This window comes from Streptomyces sp. NPDC043854, from assembly GCF_056436005.1.
This window is the reverse complement of the sequence record NZ_JBWKDK010000005.1, coordinates 95,310-120,978: the sequence shown is the minus strand read 5'-3', so window position 1 is coordinate 120,978 and position 25,669 is coordinate 95,310. Positions and strand designations below refer to the sequence as shown.

Sequence of the window (25,669 nt, the reverse complement as noted above, 5' to 3'; positions counted from 1 at the left end):
GATCACAGGAAGCAGCAGTGCGGGATGCTCATGAATGCCACGCCATGAGTCTACAAGCCTTGGCGAAGCCCTTCTGGCCCGCCGAAGGCCGAGCGCCTGACGGAGTTCCGACAGTCCCAAGATTCCGACAGCGTCAAGAGCACACCGCCTGCAAGCACGCGGCGGGGCGTGTTCGGCTAGCGGCCGTCGTACATGCTCCAGTGGGTGACCGACTGGCCGCCGGCACCGGAACCGGGATCGAAATACACGGGGCCGGGGATGCTGCCGTCCGCGAGCAGCACGCCCACCCGGCCGCCCCGGTGCGAGGCGCCGAACTCGTCCGACTCCCAGGTCTGGTCCACGCGTGAGATCCCTCTGCTCGATGTGCCAGGCCACCGCTCCGGCAGCACGACCATCGCGCACCCGGCCCTCGCGTGGCAGGGCAATCGTCGAAATCGCGGTCGGGCGCGCGTGCCCAAGACGCTGCCAGGCGCGGATGTGCCGGCTCTGTGGCAGTTTCGCGCGCCAGCACGATCGTGGCGTTTCCCTGGTGGTGCCGCGGTTGCAGCCAGTAGCAGTCAGGGTGTGCCGCCGAGGGCAACACCGGCGGTGTGTGGCTGGTTGCAGCCGGCGCGGGTAAGGCAGGGGGTGGGCTGCGACTGTGGGGAGCGCGGTAGGTTCGGACAATGACCTGGCATGCACACCACCGCGAGTACCTCGAACGCGCCGGCTTGGGAGCGTCTGCGGACAAGATCCTCGCGCGGGCGCAGGAAGAGATCTGGATTGGAGCGACGCCGGGTGATTCCCTTGTGGTCGGCCAATCACGCATCGGCGGGATACCGGATCTGCCGGATGGTGTTGCGTGGCCGCGCCAGCGTTGGACACATACGGAGGTCGAGACCTGGCCGGAGTGGGCGCGCCGGGAGCTCGAAGAGTCGATCGCATCAGGCATCGTCGTGGTCGAACCGGAGTATGTCGCCGCTGCGCTGCCGTTCGTCGCGCAGCTTGATTTCAACGATCTCGCGCCCTTCCAGACCGTGCTGCCCCGGAGTGGTCACCTGTGGCTGTTTGCCGACCAGATGTCCACGATGGGTGAGGCTGGCGGCTATCCCTACGTCGCGAGTGCATGGTTGTTCGAACCTGAGTCCAGGAATCTCACTGCGGCAGTACCGCCACCCTTGCCCGAGCGGTTCGCGGCAGCCGCGCTCTCGTTCGTTCCAGGCACCGCATTGCCGGACTTCTATGACCTCGAGCTGCCGGACGACCAGTGGCGAGCGTATGAAAGCATCCAACACCAGCTCGGGCAGACCGGACCTCGGCACGCCCTGCTGCCCCGCCATGACCGTGGAGTCAGTGACGTGCCGCCCCCGGGCTATACCGCGCTCTTCCGGGCCGACACCGACGACGCGCTCGACATGAACTGGGGCGACGCCGCATGGATTACCTTCGCGGTCCCTGACCATGCACTTGCACAGCAGCGGTTTGACGGACTGAAAGCATTCCGTTGGATTGGATGAAGTATCGGTCCAGGAACTGCCGTGTTGGATAAGACCGGCCGCGCGGCCGACGTTCGCGACCACACGCTGCTGCCTGCCATCCTGGATGCCTACGCCGGCATGGAAGCAGTACTCGGTCCACTGCCGGAACGTCCTCGGCTGGGCCTGGACGCGGGAATGCGACTACCGTCCCGTCCGCGCGCGGTAGCAGGGGAATCCGTTCTGGTTGCGGGCCGGGAGGCGTTGTAGGAATGTGGTGAGTGAAGGGCCTGGGGGCTGCCGAATCAGCTGGTCAAAGCGCAGCAGCTGAACCCTGGCCCGATTCACGGACGACCCCGCGAAACTTGGCGCTCTCCGAGCCATGCTTGTTGTGTCGGCGTCAGGGTCGGCCCCACAGAACTACTCGTACGCCAACGAGCAGGTGGTCCCATTGTCTACGCGCATGTCCCACATGCCCCTCATTTCTGGCAGGTCTCGTACTCTCACGACCACGGCCTCGATCGTCACCGCGGTGCTGGTCGGAGGTCTCCTGACGGCCGGTCCGGCCTCGGCGGCGCCCCCAGTCGGCGCCGTGTCCTTCAGCGGTAAAGTGACCTGCAAGAACGCTTTCCCGGCCCCCAACAACTCTGTCCCCACCCGGGTATCGCTGGACAGCGATGAAGACGATGCGTCGGGTCCCACCAACAACCCGACCAACCGCAGGGCGACGTTCGGCCCCATCACCCTCGATGCCCCGTTGGACTCGCCCTTCAGCCTCACGGCCGATGTCACGTGTAAGGCACCGGGGAAGAAGGCCCAAACGTTCAACAGGACGATCTCACTGGACAACCTCACCGAAGGCGATACGGTCGCGCTGAACATCAAGTAGGCATCCACGCCGCACACCGCACACCCGCTCCGTAAGACCACCGGTCTTACGGAGCAGTCTGCGTCTCCCCGCAGCCGGACAGCCCAGAGCGCGCCCAGGCGGTGAGTGCATACCTTTGCCCGGCCAGTCGGCGCGGGCAGGGGCACAGCCCTCCTCGCCGAGGCCGAGGGCACCCTGCGCGAGCGGCTCCGGGAGGTTCGGCAGCGTGATGGGCCGCACCCGGTGTGGCAGGGGCGGAGCATTTCCGCGTGGTCTGACGTTCGGGCCGGTCAGGAGCGTGATCTGCGGACCGGCGGCGGGGCGACGAACCGGTGCGCGGCCATCGGTACTGGTCGCGCCCGGCTGTTGCCCTTCCCCGGCGGGGGGACCTGGCGGGACCGTCACACCGAGGCGTTACAGTGTGCGCCGCGGCTGAGACGGCTGAGACGGCTGAGACGGCTGAGACGGCTGACTACCGTACTCCTCGGGCAGGGCCCGCCGCATCAGCATCTTGACATGCCGTCAGGGGCGTACGAGGGCCGCCGCCCGGCTGTTGCGGCGCATCCTCGGAAACCGGGAAACAGCCAGGAGACCCATGAGAAAGAGAGCGCGGAGAGCGAGCATTCTCGCCGCCGCCACCGCCGTCGCGGCCACAGGCATGTTCACGGCCGCACCGAACGCCAGCGCGGGTACGTCCGAGATCGCGAACCCCGGCTTCGAGAGCGGCAACGCGTCCTGGAACGAGAAGGTGACCCCGTTCGCAGGCCACCCCATCAACAACTCCTCGGCGTGGCCCGCCCACTCGGGCACCGGCAAGGCGGAGCTGGGCGGCCAGGGCCTGACCGGCATGAGCCGCATCTCGCAGCAGGTCACGGTCCCGGCGTACCGGGTTCCGGTGCTGTCGTTCTGGGTGCGCAGCGACGTGGTCCACGGCGGGGCGAGCGGCTTCGGCTTCCGCCAGCTGATCGTGGAGGCGACGGCGGAGAACGGCACGCCCCATGAGCTGCACGACCGCATGAACAAGGGCGGGACCAACGGTTCTTACGAGAAGGTCACGGTCACGCTGCCCGACGCCTTCTACAGTTCGTCTCCCCAGAAGGTGAACATCAGCTTCATGGTGATCGAGGACGCGGCGAACCGGATGCCGTTCCTGATCGACGACGTCAGCATGGAGTACCGCTTCAAGGCGATCGACCGTCCGGTGGTCATTCCGGGCGGGATCTTCCGGCCCATCGGGGGCTGATCCCCCGCCGGGCAGGGCGGCGCGGTCTGCGTGCCACCACGTGGACCGCGCCGCGATGCCGCCGTTCGTCGCCCGTCGATCGGCGTCCCTGCGGCCGGTCGGGGAACGCCGGGATCGTCGGCCTCGCGCAGCGCGCCTCCGGGCTGTCCGACAACAGTCTCCACATGCTGGTTGCGCTCGCCGACCGCCGTGTCGGTCCGGAACGGGAACCTGTCGGCAAGGCCCCGTTCGGCGCCCCGGGCGACATGCCGCTGACGGGTGACTGGAACAAGGACGGCAAGGACACCTTCGGCGTCTATCGGCCCGGCGACCGATTGCGTTACCAGGCGAGGGACTTGTTCAGCAGCGGGAAGCGCTGCCGCCAGGCGGGGTCGATGTGCGGCATCGGGCCGGAGCAGACGTTCCGGTACTGCCGTCCTTCGTGGTTTGCCGTGCGGGGAAGGTAGCCGCTGAAGAGATCGGCCCTGCCCAGGTCGTCGTGGAGGTGTGCGGCGCAGTCCGAGACGGGGTCCACGGACGCGGGGGCAACGGCGTGGAAGGTGCCGTCTTCCAGTCGGAACGCCTTGTCCTCGCCGTGGTCGACGCCGCAGGCGGCGACCAGCCTGCCGTCCCGGAAGACGGCCGCGTACTCGTGGAGGAGCCGGCCCCCGAAGGTGCTGTCACTGATGAGGACCATGGGCGCGGCAAGACTCAGGAACGACCCCAGCAGGCAGTCGGTGTCGTCCAGCGCGTCCAGCGGATCGGGGTCCACGGGGACGCCCGCCGCAGCCCGCCAGGCGTCGAGGTCGGCGGGCTCAAGCCCCTTCTCGTCGAAGACGACCCTGTTGGCCGTCGCATACTCCAGTTCCCACGGAGCAGGGAGCACCCAGCCCTCCGGAAGGTCGGGGTTGCCGGTGCGCAGGGCGTAGGCGGAACCGCCTGGTATCACTGTGTCGTAGAGCGGCAGCACGCTGTCCTGCAGCGCGAGCACGCAGTTGAGGTGGAAGCCCATGGCGCTGATCGTCGCATGCTGCGTGTCGGCGCTCGACCACGGCTTCCTGCAGGGCCGTGATCGTCCGTCCGCCCTTGCCACAGGCAGCGCCATCGTCCGGCACGGCAACCGACACGCCGTCGGCGTCCTCGATCCCCCGGGCCGGAGCGGGTCCGCATCCGTTCGCGGGTGCCCAGCACACGGTGCCTCTGAAGTGCGGGCCCGAGAGACGGCGCCACGGGGGCGAACGGGTGGAACGCCTGGCTCAACCGCCTCTGACTCCTCCCACGACCGCTGCGGCGGCGCGGGGCCCGACCCTTCCGGCGGATCGAAGGGCCGGACCCGGTTCATACCGTGCTACCGAAGGGTTCCGAGAGGAGGGGGCGAGTCACTCGACCCATATGTACAGGGCCCACCGGCTGCCGGACGGGGTGCAGTAGGCGGGGCCGGCGTATGACGCGGCCAGCGAGTAGCACGTCGATTCTGAGTAGCGGCCGTCAAACTTCCAGTACCCAGCCTCGGTCGATGTCGTAACGGCCTGGGAGGGTGCAGGAGCTGCCTGTGCGGTGGCGGCGCCGCCCACCAGCGCAGTGGCCCCCAGGGCTATACCGGTGAGTAAGAGACGTGCGCGCATGTGTGTTCCTTTCGTGAATGCCCTTGTTCCGAGCCTTGCTGTCGGCAAAAGACTCCACCCAGCCCGGTGCAGGATTCGACTCGTTTCGACCTGTCCCGAAACGAGCGCGATCGGAAGGATCAACCGCGAGCGCGTGTGAGGGGGCGTCGTGCTACGGATTCACTTCACTGCCGGGGATCTGGCGCAAGTACGGGTCATGGCGTTGGGGCCGCTCGCAGAGACGCAGCTGAGCCTGCGGACTGTGCAGGGGCGTGACCGTGCCGTGCTCTTCGGCGGGTGGCGTGCGCGCACCGGTCCGCGGATCAGCGCCGATGGGAGGGAGACGGCGCGGTTTCTCAGCCCTGTTAACGGGGGGCTGGTGGATCTGTTCACCCTGGTGGGCGCGGCGGGCTGTATGGAGGAGGGGGTAGAGCGGCTGGTCGGCGCGCGGGACCGGCTGCGCGTGGAGCTTTCCGTACTTCCCCGCACGGTGACGCGGCGGGCACCGTGGCTGACCGAAGCGATGGATGCGGAACCGCAGGCGGTGCGGAGGCTGGCCGTCGGACTGCAGGACTGCCACCGAGTCGCGGTTGCCCCGTACTGGGGTCGTATCGATCAGCACGTGGAGGGGGAGGTGGCGCGGCGTGGGCGGCTCATGGTGCAGGGTGGGGTGGGGGCGCTGCTCGACAGCCTACGCCCGATGGCCGTGTGGAAGCCCCCCGTGCTGGAGATCCCGGCCTATCAGCGCCTGGTCCACCCGGGGGTGGACTTCCACTTGGCGGGCCGTCCGTTCGTTCTGGCTCCGTCGGTGTTCTGCGGGCCGGTTCCCCAACTGTTCGCCAATCCTCAGGCCGACCCGGTTGTCATGGTGTATCCGGCTCTGAGCAATCCGGTTGATGCGGCGGCCATATGGGCTTCCCCCTCCGCCGATGCGCGGCGGGTCGATGCCCCGGTACCGTCGGCTCTGACCGCGCTCCTCGGCCGTACCAGGGCCCTCGTGCTGTGCGTCATAGCCGACCACCCCGGGTGCACTACCACTCAGCTCGCACAGCGGGCGGGCATATCACCGGCCAGCGCCAGCGAGCACGCCACCACCCTGCGCAGCGCCGGGCTGACCACTCTCACCCGGGAACGGAAGGCCGCCCTCCATACGCTGACCCACCTCGGCCTCACCCTGCTCAACACCAACGGATCGGCTCGAACCGTGCGGCCGACCTACGAGGTCGCATCACGCACCGCGGGACCTATCCAGGGCCGGCCCGGCCGTCCGGCTGCGGACCGGCCCTGGGAGCCTAGGCGATGGTGATGCCCACCCTTTGGTATGCCTGGTCGATCGCCGCCTGCGCGGCGGTCCGCAGGGCGGCATTTCCGGAGAGGTAGGTGGCGGTGACGTCCCGCAACGCCCGGTGCATGTCCGGGAATTCCGACTCCATCAGCAGTCGTACCAGGGAGAGGTAGATCAGCAGCGCCCACTCCTCGACCTTGAGGACCGGCCGGCCCGCCGCGTCCACCGAGGTGAGGAGGTGGAACATCGCCTTGTTGTGGATGTTGCTGTTGGTGTGCACTCCGCCGCTGTCACTCGTCGTGTGCAGGTAGTCGCGCATGTGGTCGGGATCGCCGGTCCGGGTGGGATCGCTCAGGTCGCGCAGGGGCCGCCCGTTGCCGCCCAGCCCGGCCCCGATGTCCCAGTTCCAGGTGCCCACGTCGTCGTGGTCCGGCGCCTGGTACCAGTTGGCGATGATGACGCCCATCGTGTCCGCCAGCGATTCGTTCAGGGCGCCGGACTGGTCCTGGTAGATCAGGTTGCTGGAGGTCTCGATCACCCCGTGGGTCATCTCGTGAGCGATCACGTCGAGATGGCGGGCCAGGCTGACCAGCCGGGCCCCGTCGGACACCTGGCCGTACCACATCCGCCTCTTGTACCAGACGGCGTTGAACCACTCGGGTCCCGGCCCGTCCTCGTGGTAGGTGCAGTTGACGAGGGAGACCAGGTCCATGTCGGCGTCGTCGATGCCGTTCCGGTAGAGCTGGTCGCGGTAGTACTTCTCCACCCGCTCGGCATTGACATGGGCCGAGACCCCGGCCCGGTGCCCGGTGCCGAAGTCCGCCTGCGGCGAGCCGATCGCCGAGGCCGGCAGCGGGGCGGTGTCGATGTCGGCGAAGTCCAGGTCGTAGGTGGCGATCTGCCGCTGCCGGTCGTGGAGGAGGAAGGAGCCGTCCCGCCGGCTGCCCTGGAACCGGTGACGGGCACTGACCTCGTCCTCGCCCTCCAGCCGGGTGGGCACGGCGATCGTGGGAGCCATCCCGTACGACTTGAGGATCTCGCCGGAGTACGCGTCGACGAGGTAGCCGGTGAGCGGGAAGGCCTCGCGCGGCGACGCGCCGAGGCCATGACCGCGCTGGCCCTCCTCACGGCGGTTCTCCGACAGTTGGGACGGCACCTCACGCAGGTGCCAGGCCAGGTGCCAGTGGTCGTCCCGGCTGACGTACGCCAGGGTCGGTGGCGGCAGCTCCTCGGCGCTGACCGTGCTCCCGGTGACCGTCTTGACCCGCTCCAGCGCCTCCGTGCCCGACAGTTCCGGCACGGAGCCAACGCCCGTCACCTCGCCGAGCCTGCCGTCCATCGATACCAACCGCTGGTTCTCGTCGATCTCGACCAGCACCTCGGCGCCGAAGACGGGGATCTCCTGCTGGGTCTGCTCGAAGCGGACCAGAGTGGTGCCCGTGCCGGCCTGGTGGCGCTCCATGCTCAGGGCGAGATCGGGCACCCGCTCGGGCCGGTCCTCCCGAACGGCCTCACGCAGCGCCGTCGAGTCCTCCTGAGCGAGCTTCTCGGCCAGGTAGAAGCGTGCGGCGGACTCGGCGGAGTTGAAGCTCCGTCGCTCAGCACCCTCCGGGGCGCCCACCCCGCGCACCGACTCGGGGCCTGGAGGCGTGCCTTCCGCCTGCGGGTCGTCGGTGAAGTGATAGCGGAATCTTTCCAACTGTGACATGACTGTGTACACGACCCCTCATGACAGCCCACCCTCCGCGCCCCTCGCTCTTGCTGCCCTGCCCCATCGCGCGCGTCCACTTCAAACGTCACACCGGTCGGCACGGGCGGCAAGTGGACGGCTCGGTGTGCAGTGCGGTGCGGTGCGCTCCGTACCCGCAGCCCGTATTCGCTTCAACTGTGCGATGTTCAATGGCATCGGCCTTCGCTCTGGGGTGCGAGGACGCAACCGCAGGACGAGGATGGAGTGGTCGGGAGCCTGTTCTCGGAGCAGCGGGCCCGGTCGCTGGCCGGGCGCGTGGCCGTCGGCCCCTGGGCTTCCGGGTCACGGAGGAACTTCAGATGCCCGTGCTCTTCTTCGACATCGGGGGGACCCTGGCGGATGCCCGTATCGAGGCCGACGACTCGTTGACGCTTCTGCCCCGGCCGCGTGTCATGGCGGTGCTCGACTCCCTTGGTGAGGTTCCCAAGGGCATCATTTCCAACCCCGGAACACGGGAAGGGGCGGCTGCGGCGGCCCTGCGTGAGGCGTTCCCCGGCCGTTTCACGGACGACGGTCTCGTGCATTGGGGTCCGAAGAACAGCCGGATGCTCTTCGACGAGGCGGTCGCGAGCGCGGCGGGCGGGGCCGGCGGGGCTGGTGCGGCTGATGCGGCTGATGCGGCTGGTGCGGGCACGGAGGAGCAGGCCGTGGCGCCGGACGAGTGCGTCTTCGTGGGCGAGGACCCCCAGGAGCGTGCGTTCGCCCGGGAAGCGGGAATGCGGACCGCGGCCCACCCCGTGTTCGCCCTGGCGGCCGTGGAGAACCGACCCGTCTTCTGGACACGGATCGAGCTGCCGGAGGGCCGGGAACTGTCCGACCTGGCAGTGATCGCGAACGAGGCCGAGGTCGTTCCGGCGCATGTCGCCTCCGAGCGGCTCGTGCTCGCCATGGCGAGCACGAGCGGTGCCGAGGCGCTCCAACGGGCCGGGTTCACCGTGGACGTGCGGGGGAACGTGGAGGACACGGCGGCCTTCCTCATCCGCGACAACCGTCCGCTCCCGGCCGTCGAGGCATTCGGGAACGCTCCGTCCGTATCCCGGCCGGTGGCCGAAGCGCCGCTGCGCGCCACGGCCGTCTTCGGTTACGTCGCCGGCGAACTGGCGGCAGCGGCAGCCCCGCCGGTCGCCTCGCTGGGGCCGGCACCCGGCGGTGTCTATCTCGCCGCGCCTGCCGGTGCCCCCGTCGAGGAGGTGCACCTGCCGAACGCGAAACCGGGACACACCGAACGGCTGCTACCGGACCCGGCACTCCTCACCCGCCACGCAGAGGCCCCGCCGGAACGCCTCACCGCGGGGCTCGGTGACGGCCTTCCCTCCCCACAGACGATCGCCGCGGTCCGTGCGGCCGTGACTCCCGAGGTGCTGCGCCGGTATGTGGCATGCATCTCCGGCATCGAGCCGCTGGTTGAGGGCAGACCGTTGAAGGTCCGCAGCAGGGACGCGTCGGCCGAGGACAACGCACGGGTCGTCGAGGCGCTGGCGCGCCGCTTCGAGGACCTCGGATTGGCTGTCCGGCGGCACCCGTTCCGGTGGCGCGAACATCGGCTGCTGAATGTGGAAGCCGAGCACACCGTCCCCGGCGCAGAGTCCACCGTGCTCATCACCGCACACATGGACTCCACTGCGGCAAACGGCGTCTTCGTCAACGCGAACGGCGAGCCGCGCCCCTACGATCCGGCCGTGGACCCCGCGCCGGGTGCCGACGACGACGGCAGCGGCACAGCGGCCGTCATGGCCGCGGCGGAGTGTCTGAGGGCGCTGCTCGCGAACGGCAGGTCGCCGACCCGGAACGTGCGCTTCGTGCTGTTCAACGCCGAGGAACAAGGGCTGGTCGGCAGCAAGTTCTACGCACGGGCCGCCGCTTCGGCAGGGGACCGCATCGCCGGCGTCTTCCAGATGGACATGATCGCGGGCCGGCAGCAGGGCAGCGTGCCCATCGTCGAGATCCACAGCGGCTCCTCGGTGCCGGGCCCGGTCGTGAGCGCGTCCGACGCGCTGGGAGGCTCGGTCGCCCGTACCGTGCCGGTCATCGACCCCGAGGTAACGGTCCAGCAGCTCACCGGCCCCGACGACCCGGCGGTGGGGCGCAGCGACCACGCGAGCTTCCATGAGCGGGGGTGGGCAGCCGTCGCCGTCTCCGAAGACCTGTTCTCCACTCCCGACGGAGAGCCCGGCACCGGCACACGTCAATACCACACCCCGGGCGACACCCTCCTCGACCAGGACCACAGCACGGAGTTCGCGGCTACCCTCGCGCGTTCCGTCACCGCGACCGCCTTCACGCTCGCCGGTCTGTGACATCGGTTCGCGCCGTCCATCCGGGAAATAGCCGCCAGGCCACGCCGGACGCCGGACAGGGACCGGCGGCGGACCGGCACCGGCTGCCCGGCAGGCGGCGTCGAGGTCGCCGGTGAAGTGACTGCCGAGCCGGTGCCACCCGAACCGCCCATGCGGAACCAGCCGGACACGGGCGGCTTGAAGAGCCGTGTCCGCGGACGGGGCCGGGCGTACGCGGTGCCTCCGGCGCAGTAGCGGGGGCCCACGGTGCGCCGGGCCGTCCCGGACCGGCAACGGCACGCGGAGGAACCCGAGAGGGCCGCATGACCACGGGGCACCGCCAAACCGGTTGGCCGAGCCGCCTCGCTGCTGCCCCTGTCGGTGGTGCCTCCCTGCTGCCGACGGGAGGCGGTTCGCCATGGCGGTGTGACACGACGCGGGCGGCAGGCGTGCCACCGACTGGTGCCTCCCGTTTCAGGTGACGAAGATCGCGCAGGCCAGGGATGCAGTGAGCTTTTTCAGCGTGGCCACTGATCGGGTGACCGGGGTGGGTGCGCAACGGGCGGGGCCCTCGGGTTGTTGAGCGGGATGTCTGACGTCCGCAGCTCTTCAACTCGGGGGCCTCGTTGGTTCCTTATCGTGCCGTACTCGATGTCCCCCATGCACTCGTGGAGTGGGTCACGATGCTCATCCTCACCCAGGAGGGTGACCGGCGGTGCAGGCTCCCGCCTTCGCAGCGGGCTCTGGTCGCGTTGGCGTACCTGCGGAAGAACGACACCCTGCAGCAGGTGGCGGCCGGCTTCGACATCAGCGTCGGCACCGCACACGCCCACGTACACGCGACGGTGCAGCACCTGGCCCGCCTCGCCCCTGGCCCGAGCGCCGCACTGCGGTCGGCCGATGCCCGGTACGTCCTGCCGGACGGCACCCTTGCCGAGTGCGACCGGGTCGGCGACAGCCGAGGCGACTCTTCGGGCAAGCACCGCCGCACTCCCGACTCCGCCGGCCCGTCGAGAGAACGATCGCCCGGATCAAGACCTGGCGCATCCTCCGCAAAGCCCGCTGCAGCCCCACCGGACGACTAATTGTCAAGAGTTGTGGACGATGAGAGTCGCTGAGGCGGCGGCGCAGTGGACGGGGGCGTGTTCGGTCAGTCGTAAATCTCGAGATGCAGGATGGTGGCCCAGTCGCTGGTGACCAGCAGCAAGTCGCGCCACCATATGTAGCCCGTCGGGCCGTAGACGTCGGCGCAGGCTCGGACGGGTCCCAGATGTGCTTCGATGAGGTCGGCGACGCCGTCGGCGAGTTCGCCTGCCTGCCGGATCTCAACCGGCGTGCGCAGGTTGGCGTCTGGCCACTTCTTGGCGGGCTGCATGTACCCGTCGGTCACCTCTCGGCGGAGGATGTCCCGCCAGGCGTGCGGTGACTCGAACGGGTGGATCGCCGTTCCTACCTGGTGTCCACTGGTCCCCGCGTCGTACACGGCTTGAGCGAGACCCTTCATCCCGTCATGGCCGGGTGCCGTCCCGGCCACTGGGACTACATGGAGCAGCTCTATGGACGACACATGGTTGCAGTCGTCGAGCAGCTCCTCGAGCGGTTCAGCTGCGGCTTCCACCGCGTCGGGAGCGTCGAGTGGGTTCACCATGGGGGCTTCTGGGTCCTCTGTGCGGTTCTGCGGTTCGGCCTCAGTGTGTCAGCTGAGCACGTTCATGCTGCGAGGTTTTTGGGGCGTTCGACGAGCTGACCGCGTTCGAAGCGGGCCCCGGCGCGGACCAGCGGGACGAGGTGGGCGCCGGTGATCGCGCGTCGCCATCGGGCCTGGGCGGACTCGACGAGCTTGAACACCATCGCGAGGGCGGCGGCCGGACTGCCGGCGCCGCGGGTGACCTTCGTGCGGAGCTTGACGGTGGAGAAGGTCGACTCGATCGGGTTCGTGGTCCGCAGGTGGATCCAGTGCTCGGCCGGGAAGTCGTAGAACGCCAGCAGCTCTTCCTGGTCTTCGGTGATCTTCACAACGGCCTTGGGGAACTTCGCGCCGTAGGTCTTGGCGAACGCCTCGATCGCCTGCTCGGCGTGTTCGCGGTCCTCAGCGTTGTATATCTCCTGCATCGCCTTCGCGGTGCCCGGCTGTGCCGACTTCGGCAGGGCGTTCGAGACGTTGCGGGCCTTGTGAACCCAGCACCGTTGGTGGCGGGCGCCGGGAAAGACCTCGGCGAGCGCCTTCCACAGGCCCATCGCGCCGTCGCCGACGACCAGCCCCGGGTCGCGCATCCCGCGACGGCGGCAGTCACGCAGCAGGTCGGCCCACGACTCGGTGCTCTCCCGCAGCCCCTCCGCCCGCGCGATCAGCTCCTTGGTGCCGTCCAGCCGCACCCCGAGAAGGACCAGCACGCACGAGTGCGCCTGCCCGAGCCGGACCTTCGGATGGACCCCGTCGGCCCACACGTAGACAAAATCGCGGTCCGTCAGCGGTGGCCCGCACCCACGCGGTCCATTTCCTCTGGCGCCCGGCGGATGGCCGTTGACCTGTCTGGCCCAGCCGTTCGGGGATGAGACCTGGGTCTATCCGCTGGGAGGCCGCGATGGATGACAAGCAGCAGCCCACGCGGTTCGAGGACCTGAAAGCCGCTGACCGGAGGCGGCTGCGGTGGCTGGCGTCACCCTCTGGGTCCGCGCCGTTCCCGACCCCGGACCGTCCGTCGCCGTCGCCGTCGCCCTCACCCTCGTCTCGGCATGGCCCTCCTGCTCGTCAGCCCGCTACGCATCCTCCCGTTCACCGCGGGGGCCTTGGGGCTGCTCTGCCTGGCCACCGCCCAGCCACTGCTCACGCCGTTCCACGGCGGCTGACACGCGGCATGCGGCCGGTGGGCGGTAATTCTTCCGTGATCGGGAGTTGCATCGAACGATCCGCAGTCCCGCTCGTAGCGCTTACGTCTCTCGGGACGGCGAACTCCGAGCCATCGAGGCGTATCAGGCCGATGTGCCGATAAACCCTCCGGGTCGAAACCCCGTTGCCAACGACGGCGACCTGGGATGATCCTCCGTACATGGACCTTCCACATCAAGCGATCGAACTGGGTGACGTGACACTTCGCCGTTTCGACTGCCAGGCGGACCTTCCGGAGTTGTTCGAGGTCATCGAGGAGTCGCTGGAACACCTGCGCCCGTGGATGCCGTGGGTTGCCGAGCACAGCCTGGCGAGGACCGCCGATTTCCTGGCCCGCCGCCAGGAGGCTTGGGAGAGCGGCCGGGCATTCACCTACGCGATCGTACTGAGCGGGGCCATCGTCGGCGCCTGCCAGCTGTTCCGACATGACGACAGCCCGGCCAACGGCCGCGAGATCGGCTACTGGCTGCACCCGGCAGCCACCGGCCGCGGCGTGGCCACCCGGGCCGCCCGTGCTCTGGTCGACCAGGCCTTCCGCCTCCCCGGCGTCGACTACGTCGAGGTCGTCCACGACCCAGCCAACCGCGCCAGCGGTGCCGTTCCGGCCCGACTCGGCTTCACCGAACACCTTCGCCGGCCTTCCGAGCGCCTCGGCCCGGCCGAAACCGGCGAACATCAGGTCTGGCGGCTGACCCGCCATCAGGCGGACAAGCTGGCCGCAGAGGCCTGTTGACGGGCACAGGCACCTGCCGGCGCCGAGCCGCCGGCAGGCCCGGCCCAACTGGCCGCGCCCGACCATGCGCATTCGGGACCCACGCCGACTCAGTCCGGCAGGGCGAACAGCCCGCCGACGCCCACAAACAATGCGAGATCGGTATGTTTCGGGCGCGGAAGGTGCCGCCGGCTGCCGAGGGAGACCAGCCTCTACGCGGCTCGGCCGCCGGATCTCGGATTGCTTCCTGCACGGCTCTCCGGCACACCGAAGAAGGCGGCTGTCCCGGTCAGCTCCAGCAGACGTCTCACGGGCCGGCTTGCGTCCCTGATGAGCAGTCGGCGGTGTTCGCGCCGGATGCGCTGCCGGGCGCCCAGCAGCACGTTCAATCCGGAGCAGTCACAGAAGTCGACGGCGGACATGTCCAGTGTGATCAGGCCGCCTTCCTCGCAGGCCGCCAGGGCGGCGGTGAGGGCCTGCTCGAGGTGCCTGGCGGTGTGCAGGTCGATCTCACCGCTGACCCGGAGGACCGTACCTCCTTCACCGGGTGTCACATCCGCAGCGATGCCGCGGTCGTCGTCCTCAAGCGCCGGGACATCGTGCAGAGCGGATACAAGGAAGGGGTGCATGAGCCCTCCACGACCGGATCGTGGTTCCTGGACAGGATTGTCATCCTCTGCCTGCTATACGTCAATATTTACGCGAAAATCATCTCGTATGATTGCTTAGCGTGACAGAAAGGGGCATGGCAGACATGAGAGGTGTTCGCGAACACCGCCCGGAGTGGACGTTTCTCACCCACCACGCCCGCGTCCTGCTCGCGATCTCCCGTGATCCCGGCGTGCGGCTCCGGGACGTCGCGCTCACCTGCGGCGTGACCGAACGCACGGTGCAGGCGATCGTCGCCGACCTCGATGAAGCCGGGTACCTCATCCGGACCCGCGCCAAGGACGGCCGCCGCAACCACTACGCCATCGTCCCCGGCCACCGCAGCCACGCAGTACCCGGGCCAGGACCGACTGACGGAGACGTGGGCGGATCCGCCCAGCCTGACCCGGCTCGGTCGGCGCATGACCGGTTGACCTGGAAAAACGGGCGTTGGCTCCCGGCATCGCCTGCCCTGCAGGCCGGCTGTCGTCGTCCAGGCGCCCCTCGACCGGGCCCAGTGCCGCGATGCGGCCGGCCGACCAGCGGGATGGCCCGGCGAGAGGACTTCGTCAGGGGTCCGGCGCCGCTGGTCGCTCTCGTGGCTGATGAGGTCGATGCGCTGGATCAGGGTGTGGATGCGGTCCGCGAGTGTGGGGGCGGCCGCGCGTAGGTGAGGTTCGGCCGCCACGAAGGGTGCCAGCAGGTCGGCGGGGGCGCTGCGGCGCGTGCCTGGAGCACAGGGGGTTCGAGGTCGGCCTCGGACCGCCTGCCGAGTGCCGCGGATCGCGCATGGGTGAGGCGTGAGCGGACAGGCGCCGACCATGAAGCACACAGTGACACCGGAGAACGGTGACAACCGCCGACCAGTGGATGCGGGTCCCAGCAGGCGGGTCGAGGAGCGGGCGCCCGACCGGCTCTCACAGTTGCCCAGACGGTCCTGGATGGCGGTGCTGCGCGGCACGATCAAGGAGTTCAAGGGCGACGAGCTCACCGACCGTGCCGCGGCTCTGACCTATTACGCGGTATTGGCCGTCTTCCCGGCGCTCCTGGTGCTCGTCTCTCTCCTGGGCGTTGCGGGTGAGTCGGCCACCAGGCAGGTGCTGGACGCCGTGCAGAAGCTGACGCCCGGCGCCATGCGCGACGTGATCAGCGACGCCGTGCAGCGGTTGCAGGGCACCGGCGGAGTCGGATCCCTCCTGGCCGTCGCCGGTCTGGCCGTGGCCGTCTGGTCCGCCTCCGGGTACGTCGCCGCATTCATCCGCGCCTCGAACGCCGTCTACGACATGCCCGAGGGCCGTCAGGTGTGGAAGGTCCTGCCGCTGCGTCTCGCTTTGACCGTGACGCTCTTGCTCCTGGCTGTCGCCAGCGCGCTCATCGTGGTGTTCACCGGTGCTCTGGCCCGGCAGGCGGGCGCGGTCCTGGGGGTCGGGGACACCGCAATGACGGTGTGGGCGATCGCAAAGTGGCCGGTCCTCGTCCTGCTCGTCACGGTCATGATCGCGATCCTGTACTGGGCCGCGCCGAACACCAAGGGCCGCGGCTTCCGGTGGGTCACCCCCGGCAGCCTCCTCGCGCTCGTGATCTGGATGATCGCCTCGGCCGGCTTCGCGTTCTACGTCGCCCACTTCGGCTCCTACAACCAGACCTACGGCACCTTGGCGGGCGTGATCGTCTTCCTGGTGTGGCTGTGGATCACCAACCTGGCCATCCTCCTCGGCCTGGAGTTCGACGCCGAGATGGCTCGCCAGCGTGCCATCGCCGGCGGGCACCCTGAGGACGAAGAGCCCTACACAGAGCCCCGGGACACTCGTGCGTGGAGCGAGGAGGACCGCCGGCGCCTGGAATGAGCCTCCTGCGACCCGGCGAGCGGTACGACAGCAGACCTCTGCCAGCTGTGCGCAAAGGTGACCACCGGCTCACGCGACGTACCGCCGCCCTGGGACTCGTCCCACTCGGCATCGGAGAGTTCATGGCAACGTTTCACCAGCCCGTGATCCACAATCCAAGATCACTTTGACGACAGGCGCCAGGGGCGATCCGCCGAATTCATGGTCCAGACCATCGTCTGCTGACGTAGCTCGGCGCCCTTGTAGCGGGCGCCGGGGACCAGCCGGGTCGGGCCCTGCGGGGTGAAGCCGTGGCGGATGAAGAACCGTACGGCCCGTGGGTTCTCGACCAGGGTCTGGAGGTGGCAGCCGGGAGAGCCGCTCTCCCTGACCCGGTCCAGCCAGTGCTCCATCAGTCCGTCGGCGGCGCCGGTGCCCCTTCTGGCCGCAAACGTTCGCCGGGTGGTCTTGGCGTTGTCAAGTAGTGTCAAGGCTGTGGGGACGACACATCGGCCCGCCGTGCGGGTGATCTGCCCGGATGCTGCCCAGCGCCTGCTCCTTCTCCACCGGCGTGATCCGTTCGACGGTGTGATGCTCTGGGAGCCGGCTGGTGGCGGCATCGAACCAGGTCCCTTCGCGAGTGGGCATCCTCCCCGGCGGATACCTTTCTCGCTGCGGATACGGGCGCGTTCTCGGCGTTGCGCGGCGAGGACGTCGGGGTGACCTGCGTGTGTGTTGCGCCAGCGCAGGTGGCGGTGGAGTCCGCGGGTCTGCTCCGGCGAAGCCGGGCACGAGCTGGCGGAGGAAACGTGCCCGAGATGTGGGCCGACGGTCACCCGCCCCGGTCGCTGGGCGCGGCGAGCCCGGCGGCCCTGGACGGCCCCGGCGTTCCGGGGCCGCGGCGTCGCGGCCGGCCTGGTCGGCGCGCAGCGGGTCTCACCCTGTGCGTCAGCCGCTCGCGCGGTGCAGGGGGATCTCGGCCCACACCTGCTTGCCGCCGCTGAGCGGCACCGAGCCCCAGGCCATCGACGTCGCCTCGACGATGAGCAGCCCGCGGCCGCCGGTCGACTCCCAGCTCACCGACACCGGTTTGACGGGGCTGCGCGGGGACGCGTCGTTCACGGCGATCCGCAGCCGGTCCGCCGAGAGGATCAGGTCCATCCCCACCTCGCCCTGTGTGTACGCGATGGCGTTGGTGACCAGCTCGGACACGACGAGCAGAGCCGCGTCGAGTTCCTCCTCCACGCCCCAGGACCGCAGGATGCGCGTGGTGAAGCGGCGCGCGTGCATGACCGCCTTGGGCAGTCGCCACACCGTCCAGTGGCTCCGCAGCGGCCGGACCCCTGTGCCGTCGTAGCGCAGCAACAGCAACGCCACGTCGTCGTCGCGGCGGCCCACACCGATGACCAACTCGTCGGCCAGCCCTCCGACACCTACCGGGTCGGCCGCGGCGAGCACGTCGCACACCCTCCGCATGCCCTCTTCCACAGGCAGCCTGGCGGACTCGACCAGGCCGTCCGTCAGCAGAACGAGCAGGGTTCCGGGGGCCAGCCCCGCCTCGTTCATGGGGAATTCGGCATCCGCGAGCACGCCCAGTGGAGGCCCGCCCTCGACCGCCATCTCCTCGGTGACGCCATCGGGATGGCGCAGTATCGGCGGCAGATGGCCGGCCCGTACGACCCTGGCAATGCCCTCCTCCATGTCGAGGTCCACATATCCGCAGGTGGCGAAAAGGTCGGTCTCCATGCCAACGAGCAAACGGTTGGCCCGCGCGACCACCACATCCGGCGGGTGGCCCTCCACCGCGTAGGCCCTGACCGCCGTACGCATCTGGCCCATGATGGTGGCGGCTGCCGCGCTGTGCCCCTGTACATCCCCGATGACGAACGCCACATGACTGTCACTGAGCGGAATGACGTCATACCAGTCGCCGCCGACCTCGAGTCCCGCCGTCGCGGGCAGGTAGCGGGCGACAGCGACCCCGCCCGGCAGCTCCGGGAGCTTACGGGGCAGCAGACTGCGCTGCAGCATGGTGGCGAGTTCGTGGCCCGCGTCCAGTGCGTGGGCGCGCACCAGAGCCTGCCCCGCCAGCCCCGCGGTCACGGTCAGCAGCGACCGCTCCTCCGGTCCGAACCGGTGCTCCGCGTCCCACCCCACCAGACACACCCCGGCCATCCTGCCTTCGGCGGGCAGCGGCACCACCGCGAGACCACCGGGCCCGATACCCAGAAGACCAGGCTCGAGAGCCGCTCCCGGCGGCCACAGACTCATATGCCCCCCGCGCAGCGCGCTCTGCAGGGTGGACAGGTCGCCGAGCGACACGTCGGGCCACTCGGACCGCCATTGCGAGCGCCAGACCTCGGGCCAGGCATCGGGCTCCGGAGGGTCGAGGGCGGTGACGATGAGCCGCTCGGGCTCCAGTTCGCCGACCGCGACCCGGGAGGCGCCGAGCGGCTCGCGCAGGGCGGCGATCACCAGCCGGCTGACCTCTCGGATGGTCGCCGCTCCCGCCAGCATGGCCGACAGCCGCTGCACGAGGGAGACCTCGTCGGCGCTGGGGCGCAGGTAGGTGGCATCGGCCACCACGCCCAGGACGCGCTGAGGTGTGCCATCGGCGTCCACCTCCACACGGCAACGCAGCCCCAGCCAGCGCAGCTCGCCGTTCGGGCGGCGGATACGGAACGCCAGTTGCTGTCCGGCGGCGACCAGCCGGTCCGGCTCCACGATCGCCATCAGCGCGGGCATGTCGTCGGGGACGGCGCAGGCAAGGAGGGTCTCCACCTGCCCGTCGAACTGCTCGGGAGGCAGACCGAGGAGTTCCAGCACATGCGCGTGGGCCTCCATGCGGCCGGTGCTCAGCTCCAGGATGAACGCGCCGCCTTGGTGAGGCACCAGGGACTGACTCAGGTGTGCCTGCGGGGTTTTGCGCCCGGTCAGACGAGCGGCGACCGCTTCGAGTCCGGCAGCCACCTGATCGGCGTAAAGCTCCAGGAGGCTGCGGTCGTCAGCGCTGAATCCGTCCCCGACCTCGCCGGCCACGATGAGGCACCCGAGCTCCTGGTCGCCGTGTCCCAGTGGCAGTGCGCCCAGCGAGACCCTGGCCGGCGAATGGGGGTCACCGTCCCGATTCCGGGCGGGGAAGTAGTGGGGGTCATCCTCCATGAACGTGGCGAGTTCCTTGGGAGTCAGCCACAGCGGGCGGCCGGAGCGGAAGGCATTGGCGGCGGGCGAATGGCCGGCCACGGCGAGGATCGCGGGCAGTCCGTAGAGGACGCTGCGGTTTCCGGTCAGCTCGGCCAGATGGAGTTCCCTGTCCTGCTCGGCGACCACGTAGACGGCGGCAAGCTCAGCCCCGCAGAACGCAAAGCGATGTCTGGTCACTGTCTGTATCACCTCCTCAAGAGGATGCCCCCGCCGACCGCCCTCTCTCCATGCTGTCGCGCCCGGGACCGTTCGGGCGAGTTAAGAACGCAGCGGCCGAAAGGGGCCGGTACCACCTACGCTGCGTGACCATGCCGTGACGGGGCCGGGGGGTGTCGGGTACGGCCCGGGCCGACCGGGCTCTTGCCTGCGCATTCGCCATCCGAGGGCAACCTGGCTCGACCGCATCCTGGACACCTGCCCCGCCCTGGCAGCCGCCCGCGACCTCGCCCACGATTTCAGCGCCATCGCGCGCGAACCCCGAGGCAGCGACCTCACCCTGCCCTGAAGCTCGGGCGCCGTCGAAGGCCAGGTCACATGCATCAAGCTGATCAAACGTAGATCGTACGGCCGAGCGTCCTTCGCTCTCGTGCGGACCCTCGCCCTCCCCCAGCTGCCCTGACCATCCCGACCGCGCCGTGCTTGGGCCGTCAGGCACTCTGCGTGCGGCCCGTCGGAGCCCACCTCGACCGGGGTAACCAGCCCCGCCTCGGCGATGTGCGCCCCGCCACGCGGGTGGCCCCGCGATGTGGCGGCAGGACCTGAATCGGCTGATCCTCAGCTTGCCGGGGCTGGCGGCGCTGGGAGCGCTGCTCTTCACCTGGATGCAGGTGGGTCAGACCGCGCAAGAACTGCGGATCATCGAGCAGGGCCAGATCACCAACCGGTTCACGGCAGCGATCGGCCACCTGGGATCAAACAGCTGAAGATCGACTTGTCGGCCGCCTTCAAGGTGCGGATCTGCACCAGGCGAACCTCAGTGAAGCCGCCATGTCCGGTACGGCACTCTCTGACGCGGATCTGGGCAGTGGCCCAGCTGCGTCACGCAGACCTTGGACGTGCCGACCTCTCTGGTGCTTCGTTCTGCGACAACCGGTCCGGCGAGTGTGCAGAGCTGACCGGTACAACCTTGATCGGCGGGGACTTGACCCACGCCCACCTGTCCGGTGCAAATCTATCGAAGGCGATTTTCTGCGCGAAGGTACTTCGCGCGGGAGCTCGGAAGCCGGTCCTGGAGTGTGCCACCTTGAGCGCTGCGGACCTCACGGGCACCGACCTCAGGAGCAGGAACGCCGACCTGAAGAAGGCGAATCTCACCCGTGCACGCCTTGAGGGTGTGAAGTTCGGGGGAGCCCACCTTGATGGAGCCCGCGGCCTACCTGCATCACTCCGCTACTGACTTCAGCTCGTCAGGGTGAACCGTCTCGCGAAGTCTCTGAGGGGCTTGGGGCGGTGGTGGCTGTCGCTGATCACGGGCTTCGGCCGGTCCGCGGACGACGGTGGGTCGGCCGCGGCCGCACCCTCAAGGCCATCTCGTGGAAGTGCCGCTGGACCTCGGATAGCACCTTGTGCGTGGTGGGGGGGCGGCTGGAGCGATCACTCATCCCGGCGATGCCCTGCTGCCAGAAGCGGATGGCCCAACGGGCGAATCGCTCCCTGCCCTCCACAGGGGCAGGCCATCGTCCTCGGCAGGTGCAGATGTCGCACTGGAACGGCGCTGCCCCGAGCGCGGCGCTTCCTGCTCCCTCGACGGAGCTGAAGGCCGCGCTCGAGAAGTGGATCAAGGTCTGGAACGACGAGGCCAGGCCTTCCCAGTTGACCAAGACCGCCGACCAGATCCTCGACCGCATCTGCCGCTACTGCCCGGGCGTCTGCGAACCAGATCGCTTGGCAAGGTGGAGCGTGATCTCGGTCCGGGTGCTGTCGACGTTGACCCCGTCCGCAAAACCGCCTGCGTTGTTGAATGCGCCGGTGCCACCAGTGATGGCGAGAGTGAACTCAGTGGGGAAGCTGGTGATCACCGGGGCGAGCCCCTGGAGGGTGATGTCACCCTCGGGCAGACGGAGGGTGACCTGGCACTCCCGCAGGTCCGGCGCAAGGCTGGTCACCGTGCAGACGAAACCGTCCCTGCCGACCGATACGTCGTCACGGAAGAGCTCATCGGAACCGACGAACTCGTCGCCGAGGCTCAGCCCTGGCGTGCCCTCGTCGATGATGGCCGACTGCTGCAGGATGGCGACCAACTCGATGACCTTGTCGTCGCCACCGCCACGAGAGTTCGTGCCGGGGGGCGGGGTGGCTGCCTGCGCGAGAGGTGAGCAGGCGAGGACGGCGGCCAGCGCGGCGACCGCGACTGGCCCCAGTGCCTTGAAACGGCGCATCTTGCGTCTCCTGAGAGAGTGGACGATTGTCCATAAGTGATGATTTATCACTTATGGTCTTATGCTTACCTTGCCGGATTCCCTGCATAACGCGGCGCGCCGGGACGGGCCGGAATCTTGCCTGATCGAGTCCATGCGGCGAGTGCGGCTTCCCGAAGGGGGATTCCCTCGGCCGGGGCTGGTGGCCAACCTGTGGCCGGCCGTTCCGGGCCAGGGGCACTGAACCGCTGCGACGTTTCGGCCGGCTGCCGTCTACCATCTCCTGAGGCGGAGTACACGAGCGCCTCGAGCACGGTGCGAACGGTGGAAGCGGCCAGGCTGAACGGGACTACGCCCGAACACGTCTGGCGCCCGTGAGTAGCTGTGGCCGCCGGAGCGTGGCGGTGATGCCGCTAATGATCGCTTCACTGGTCTCAGGCCGGCGGACCTTGAACCAGCCGCGAGCGTTCGGAAGGTGCTTCTGGCCCAAGCCCTTGATGACGAGTCCGTCCACGCCCTGGGCATCGGTCCAGGAAGTCAGCCGCTTCTGGGCGGTGGAGTGTGGTCCAGGTCGCAGCTCCGGCGGGAAGTGCCGCTCCAGGATCTCCGCAGTCGTGACGAACGGTCCGCAAGGCGGCTGATCACTCCAGGTTCCCGCTCGACGGCCCGCCGCCCTCCGGGCGCCGGGCCGTCACCGTGCACTGCTGTCGGCCCTTCCCCGCCCCGGACGGCTGTCGCAGCCACGAATCGAGCGCCGCATAGTCGCCATCGGTCAGACCAAGACGGGCATCGACTCGGTGGAGCAGAGCGTGTCCCGGGTGGTGGGCGGCGACCCAGACCCGGTCAGTGTCAGTGACCTCGTCATCGACCCAGACGAACGACCGCCCCGCCGCCCATTCCACGAGGGCGCGGGTCTTCCAGTGCAGTCCACCACGTTCATCCTGGTCATCGATGTCGGACGGCTCTGGCCAGACCACCACGGCCAGCTGCGGAAGTCCGATCAAGGGAGCGATGCACTCGTTAGCGTCATCCATCCATGTCGTGGCCCAGACCACCTCGCACGGGAGCGCGGCCAGCTTGGGTCCGTGCTCGGGATTGATCCTGGTCAGGAGCGGATTCGCGTCGGCTTGACGAAGATCGGGACCTGTCGCATAGGTCGGATACTGCTGCGGCTCCGCGCCGAACGGGATGAGCGGTCCGTCGACATCAAGGAACAGCAGGGGACGCCGCACAGAGTCAGTCACAGCAGCACAGGATAGCGACGAGCACCACCATCGATCGCCTCGAAGAGGAGGGGCTGACGACCGGCCCTGTTCCCGGCCGACTCAGACGAGCAGAGAGACCCTCGCCAGACACCGTGCCGCTATTTCTCGTGTACATTCACGAGTCTCGAGATCCGCAACTGCCGCCCGAATCAGCAGACAAACACTGTCGCTTCAAGTGAAGAAGCCGAACTGGGCGACAAACAGTTCCAGGGAATCATCGACAAAGGGTTTCTGTGATGACCGATTCAGCACACGACGACGCATCGGACTTGCGGGCTGTGCTGGGCTCGGACGGAATTTTCGCCTCGTCCTGGCTGCGGGACAAATCGGTGACCCCGATGCCTGCGGGTGCACAGCTCGATGCGGCGCTGGCCCGTCGGATTGCGGCCGGATGCCGCGCGGTCGGGGCACCGTACGTCCTTGCCACGAACCTCGCGGACGGCCCTGAGGGGATCTCCCGTACGGCGTCCCGGCTGTCCACCGACGCGGAGGGCACGGACATTCACCCGCCGTTCATGCTGCGCACGCCCGGCCTGCAAGGAGCGGTCCTCTTTCCCGAATGGGGCTACGCATTGATAGCGGGAACCGCCGCGTTCATGGCGGCGGCGGTCGGAGAAGGGACCGACACGGCACACGCACGCTTCGGCCGTTATGCGCGCGTCCTCTCGGGCCGTCACCCCGCTCTGTTGGCCGTGGCAGCCGCGTACGGGCCCGAGCACCGGGCGTGGTCCCACCTCGACGACATCGACCCGGCGAGTGCGGCGGCGCGGCAAGTGGCGCTGCTCGACACGTTCACCGACGGGACCTGCAGCGCACCGGACTTCGCACACGGCTGGTGGGAAGCCCGTCGTGCTTCCCAGGCGAACGGCGAACGGATCCAGGGGGCACTCGGCGTTCTCTTCAACCAGGTGTTCATGATCCTCGAGGACTACGCGGCCGATCCCGAATTCGCCGAACACGGGGATCTCGACGACGCCGCACTCGAGGCGGCCGTGCGCGCATCCTGGGACGCCTCCCGGAACCCGAAAACCAGCCGAAGCGGGAAGTGAACGCACACCGGCAGTACACACCCGACAAGGCGGTGCGCACCGGGGACTCCGGCCTGCCGGGGTCGCCTGCGGCTTCGGTACTCGATCGCGTTGACCTCCGCGTGAGCGGCATCGATACGATCAGACGGGCCCAACGGCCCATGTGGTTGGGCCGTAACGGCGCCGAGCGGGTCACCGGTGGGTCCGGTTCCGTGCGGGCGTCGCGAATAGCGGTCCTGGACGGGCTGCGGCTGCTCGCGGCGCTGTCGGTGGTCTTGTTCCATTACCTGGCGGGCTCGGGAACGATCCCTTGGCAGCGGACGGCGGTCGAGCTCTTTCCCACGCTGCACCGGGTCGCCGAGTTCGGCTGGCTGGGCGTTGTCTTCTTCTTCATGATCAGCGGCTTCGTCATCTGCATGTCCGGCTGGGGCAAATCGCTCCAGCAGTTCTGGCAGGGCCGGATCCTGCGGCTGTTCCCGCTCTACTGGGCCGCCGTCGTCCTCTCTTCGGCGGCCGCCCGCCTGGGCCCGCAAACACCGGGCGAGCCGCGGGTCACCGTCGGCCAGATGCTCACCAACCTCACCATGCTGCACGAACCCCTCGGCGTGAACAGCGTGGACAACGTGTACTGGACGCTCTGGATCGAGCTGCGCTTCTACCTGGTCTTCTCGCTCGTCGTCCTGCTGGGCACCAGCTACCGCCGGGTCGCGACCTTCTGCTGGGTCTGGGCGCTGGGCTCGGTCCTGGCGCCGGCGTCGGGCATCGCGCTGCTCGACCAGCTCCTGGTGCCCCGGTGGGCGCCCTTCTTCATCGCGGGCATCGCCTTCTACCTGATCCGCCGCGCGGGCCGGATAGAGGGCGAGACCCTGGGCATCCTGGCGCTGTCCTGGCTGCTGATGCAGCACCGCCTCCCGGCGATCATGGAGGGCGAGGGGCACGGCATCAACTGGAAGGTCTGCCTGACCGCGATCACCGCGATGTACCTGCTGATGGGGCTGATCGCGCTCGGCAAGCTGGACTGGATCCAGTGGCGCTGGCTGCCGGTCGCGGGCGCGATCTCGTACCCGCTCTACCTCGTGCACCAATCGCTGGGCGTGCGGGTGATCTGGCGGTGGAACGAGCAGTGGGGCGCCTGGCCGACCCTGCTCGGCGTGACCGCGGGCGCGATGCTGATCGCCTGGCTCCTGCACCGCCTGGTGGAACGCCCACTCACCCCCCTGCTGCGCCGTCTGATGATCCCGGCCGCGCCGGCGTCCCCCTGACCTGCGGCGAAGCAGGCC

The 25,669-nt window shown here is 68.9% G+C and carries 21 protein-coding genes and 4 pseudogenes; 14 read left to right on the top strand and 11 right to left on the bottom strand.

All coding sequences use genetic code 11. From position 1 onward, the window contains the following. Positions 1–176: 176 nt before the first annotated feature. Positions 177–341: a hypothetical protein gene (locus AC068A_RS06965; RefSeq protein ID WP_478581795.1), complete on the bottom strand. Its 165-nt coding sequence runs from the start codon at positions 339–341 to the stop codon at positions 177–179. 324 nt (positions 342–665) lie between these two features. Here AC068A_RS06965 and AC068A_RS06960 point away from each other — a divergent pair, with 324 nt between their 5' ends. From AC068A_RS06960 to AC068A_RS06950, 3 genes are all read left to right on the top strand, one after another. Continuing rightward, on the top strand, positions 666–1,496 hold the full coding sequence (locus AC068A_RS06960; protein WP_478581792.1) for a DUF1963 domain-containing protein: 831 nt from the start codon (positions 666–668) through the stop codon (positions 1,494–1,496). Positions 1,497–1,917: 421 nt separating this feature from the next. Beyond that, entirely contained in the window at positions 1,918–2,343 is a 426-nt protein-coding gene (locus tag AC068A_RS06955; protein ID WP_478581789.1) for a hypothetical protein, read from the top strand. Positions 2,344–2,917: 574 nt separating this feature from the next. Beyond that, complete coding sequence (locus AC068A_RS06950) at positions 2,918–3,565, top strand: hypothetical protein (RefSeq protein ID WP_478581786.1); 648 nt, start codon at positions 2,918–2,920, stop codon at positions 3,563–3,565. 319 nt (positions 3,566–3,884) lie between these two features. On the opposite strand, the gene AC068A_RS06945 is transcribed toward AC068A_RS06950, so the two are convergent. After that, positions 3,885–4,556, bottom strand: a complete 672-nt coding sequence (locus tag AC068A_RS06945; protein WP_478581783.1) for a hypothetical protein — start codon at positions 4,554–4,556, stop codon at positions 3,885–3,887. A 971-nt stretch (positions 4,557–5,527) separates the two neighbouring features. Between AC068A_RS06945 and AC068A_RS06940 the strand changes: the two genes are divergently transcribed. Next, a complete protein-coding gene (locus AC068A_RS06940; RefSeq protein WP_478581780.1) occupies positions 5,528–6,454 on the top strand; it encodes a winged helix-turn-helix domain-containing protein in 927 nt (308 codons plus the stop codon). Here AC068A_RS06940 and AC068A_RS06935 read toward each other — a convergent pair. Then, positions 6,441–8,141 (bottom strand): M4 family metallopeptidase, encoded by a 1,701-nt coding sequence (locus AC068A_RS06935; RefSeq protein WP_478581777.1) that lies wholly within the window; start codon positions 8,139–8,141, stop codon positions 6,441–6,443. The two genes, AC068A_RS06940 and AC068A_RS06935, sit on opposite strands and share 14 nt — an antisense overlap. 341 nt (positions 8,142–8,482) lie before the next feature. Between AC068A_RS06935 and AC068A_RS06930 the strand changes: the two genes are divergently transcribed. Beyond that, positions 8,483–10,480, top strand: coding sequence for a M20/M25/M40 family metallo-hydrolase (locus AC068A_RS06930; protein ID WP_478581774.1), 1,998 nt, complete (start codon positions 8,483–8,485; stop codon positions 10,478–10,480). A gap of 605 nt (positions 10,481–11,085) precedes the next feature. Then, positions 11,086–11,448, top strand: a pseudogene (locus AC068A_RS06925) (helix-turn-helix domain-containing protein); the annotation flags it as partial. A gap of 161 nt (positions 11,449–11,609) precedes the next feature. Here AC068A_RS06925 and AC068A_RS06920 read toward each other — a convergent pair. Further along, positions 11,610–12,107 (bottom strand): hypothetical protein, encoded by a 498-nt coding sequence (locus tag AC068A_RS06920; RefSeq protein WP_478581771.1) that lies wholly within the window; start codon positions 12,105–12,107, stop codon positions 11,610–11,612. A 62-nt stretch (positions 12,108–12,169) separates the two neighbouring features. Further along, positions 12,170–12,931: pseudogene (locus tag AC068A_RS06915) on the bottom strand (IS256 family transposase); the annotation flags it as partial. Between the two features lie 614 nt (positions 12,932–13,545). Here AC068A_RS06915 and AC068A_RS06910 point away from each other — a divergent pair. After that, positions 13,546–14,082 (top strand): GNAT family N-acetyltransferase, encoded by a 537-nt coding sequence (locus tag AC068A_RS06910; RefSeq protein WP_478581768.1) that lies wholly within the window; start codon positions 13,546–13,548, stop codon positions 14,080–14,082. A gap of 191 nt (positions 14,083–14,273) precedes the next feature. Here AC068A_RS06910 and AC068A_RS06905 read toward each other — a convergent pair whose 3' ends face one another. Continuing rightward, positions 14,274–14,690 (bottom strand): STAS domain-containing protein, encoded by a 417-nt coding sequence (locus AC068A_RS06905; RefSeq protein WP_478581765.1) that lies wholly within the window; start codon positions 14,688–14,690, stop codon positions 14,274–14,276. 116 nt (positions 14,691–14,806) lie between these two features. On the opposite strand from AC068A_RS06905, the gene AC068A_RS06900 reads away from it, so the two are divergent. Together AC068A_RS06900 and AC068A_RS06895 are read left to right on the top strand one after the other, a co-directional pair. Further along, complete coding sequence (locus tag AC068A_RS06900; RefSeq protein ID WP_478581762.1) at positions 14,807–15,379, top strand: MarR family transcriptional regulator; 573 nt, start codon at positions 14,807–14,809, stop codon at positions 15,377–15,379. A gap of 151 nt (positions 15,380–15,530) precedes the next feature. Beyond that, positions 15,531–16,556 (top strand): YihY/virulence factor BrkB family protein, encoded by a 1,026-nt coding sequence (locus tag AC068A_RS06895; protein ID WP_478581759.1) that lies wholly within the window; start codon positions 15,531–15,533, stop codon positions 16,554–16,556. Between the two features lie 161 nt (positions 16,557–16,717). Here the strand turns inward: AC068A_RS06895 and AC068A_RS06890 are convergent, their stop codons facing one another. The 3 genes and pseudogenes from AC068A_RS06890 to AC068A_RS06880 form a co-directional block, all read right to left on the bottom strand. Then, positions 16,718–17,026, bottom strand: a complete 309-nt coding sequence (locus AC068A_RS06890; RefSeq protein WP_478582153.1) for a GNAT family N-acetyltransferase — start codon at positions 17,024–17,026, stop codon at positions 16,718–16,720. Between the two features lie 156 nt (positions 17,027–17,182). After that, positions 17,183–17,314 (bottom strand): annotated as a pseudogene (locus AC068A_RS06885) (IS630 family transposase); the annotation flags it as partial. Between the two features lie 169 nt (positions 17,315–17,483). Next, positions 17,484–19,916, bottom strand: coding sequence for a SpoIIE family protein phosphatase (locus AC068A_RS06880; RefSeq protein ID WP_478581756.1), 2,433 nt, complete (start codon positions 19,914–19,916; stop codon positions 17,484–17,486). Positions 19,917–20,482: 566 nt separating this feature from the next. Between AC068A_RS06880 and AC068A_RS06875 the strand changes: the two genes are divergently transcribed. The 3 genes and pseudogenes from AC068A_RS06875 to AC068A_RS06865 all read left to right on the top strand — a co-directional run bounded on the left by AC068A_RS06875 (position 20,483) and on the right by AC068A_RS06865 (position 21,135). Beyond that, positions 20,483–20,662: a hypothetical protein gene (locus tag AC068A_RS06875; protein WP_478581753.1), complete on the top strand. Its 180-nt coding sequence runs from the start codon at positions 20,483–20,485 to the stop codon at positions 20,660–20,662. 31 nt (positions 20,663–20,693) lie between these two features. Continuing rightward, a pseudogene (locus tag AC068A_RS06870) lies at positions 20,694–20,747 on the top strand (hypothetical protein); the annotation flags it as partial. A gap of 16 nt (positions 20,748–20,763) precedes the next feature. After that, positions 20,764–21,135, top strand: coding sequence for a pentapeptide repeat-containing protein (locus tag AC068A_RS06865; protein WP_478581750.1), 372 nt, complete (start codon positions 20,764–20,766; stop codon positions 21,133–21,135). A gap of 457 nt (positions 21,136–21,592) precedes the next feature. On the opposite strand, the gene AC068A_RS06860 is transcribed toward AC068A_RS06865, so the two are convergent. Both AC068A_RS06860 and AC068A_RS06855 read right to left on the bottom strand, forming a co-directional pair. Continuing rightward, positions 21,593–22,117: an allene oxide cyclase barrel-like domain-containing protein gene (locus AC068A_RS06860; protein WP_478581747.1), complete on the bottom strand. Its 525-nt coding sequence runs from the start codon at positions 22,115–22,117 to the stop codon at positions 21,593–21,595. A 620-nt stretch (positions 22,118–22,737) separates the two neighbouring features. Then, entirely contained in the window at positions 22,738–23,340 is a 603-nt protein-coding gene (locus tag AC068A_RS06855; RefSeq protein ID WP_478581744.1) for an HAD domain-containing protein, read from the bottom strand. A gap of 257 nt (positions 23,341–23,597) precedes the next feature. Here AC068A_RS06855 and AC068A_RS06850 point away from each other — a divergent pair, with 257 nt between their 5' ends. Together AC068A_RS06850 and AC068A_RS06845 are read left to right on the top strand one after the other, a co-directional pair. Then, positions 23,598–24,410, top strand: coding sequence for a hypothetical protein (locus AC068A_RS06850; RefSeq protein WP_478581741.1), 813 nt, complete (start codon positions 23,598–23,600; stop codon positions 24,408–24,410). A 140-nt stretch (positions 24,411–24,550) separates the two neighbouring features. Next, on the top strand, positions 24,551–25,651 hold the full coding sequence (locus AC068A_RS06845) for an acyltransferase family protein (protein ID WP_478581738.1): 1,101 nt from the start codon (positions 24,551–24,553) through the stop codon (positions 25,649–25,651). The last annotated feature ends 18 nt before the right edge of the window (positions 25,652–25,669 follow it).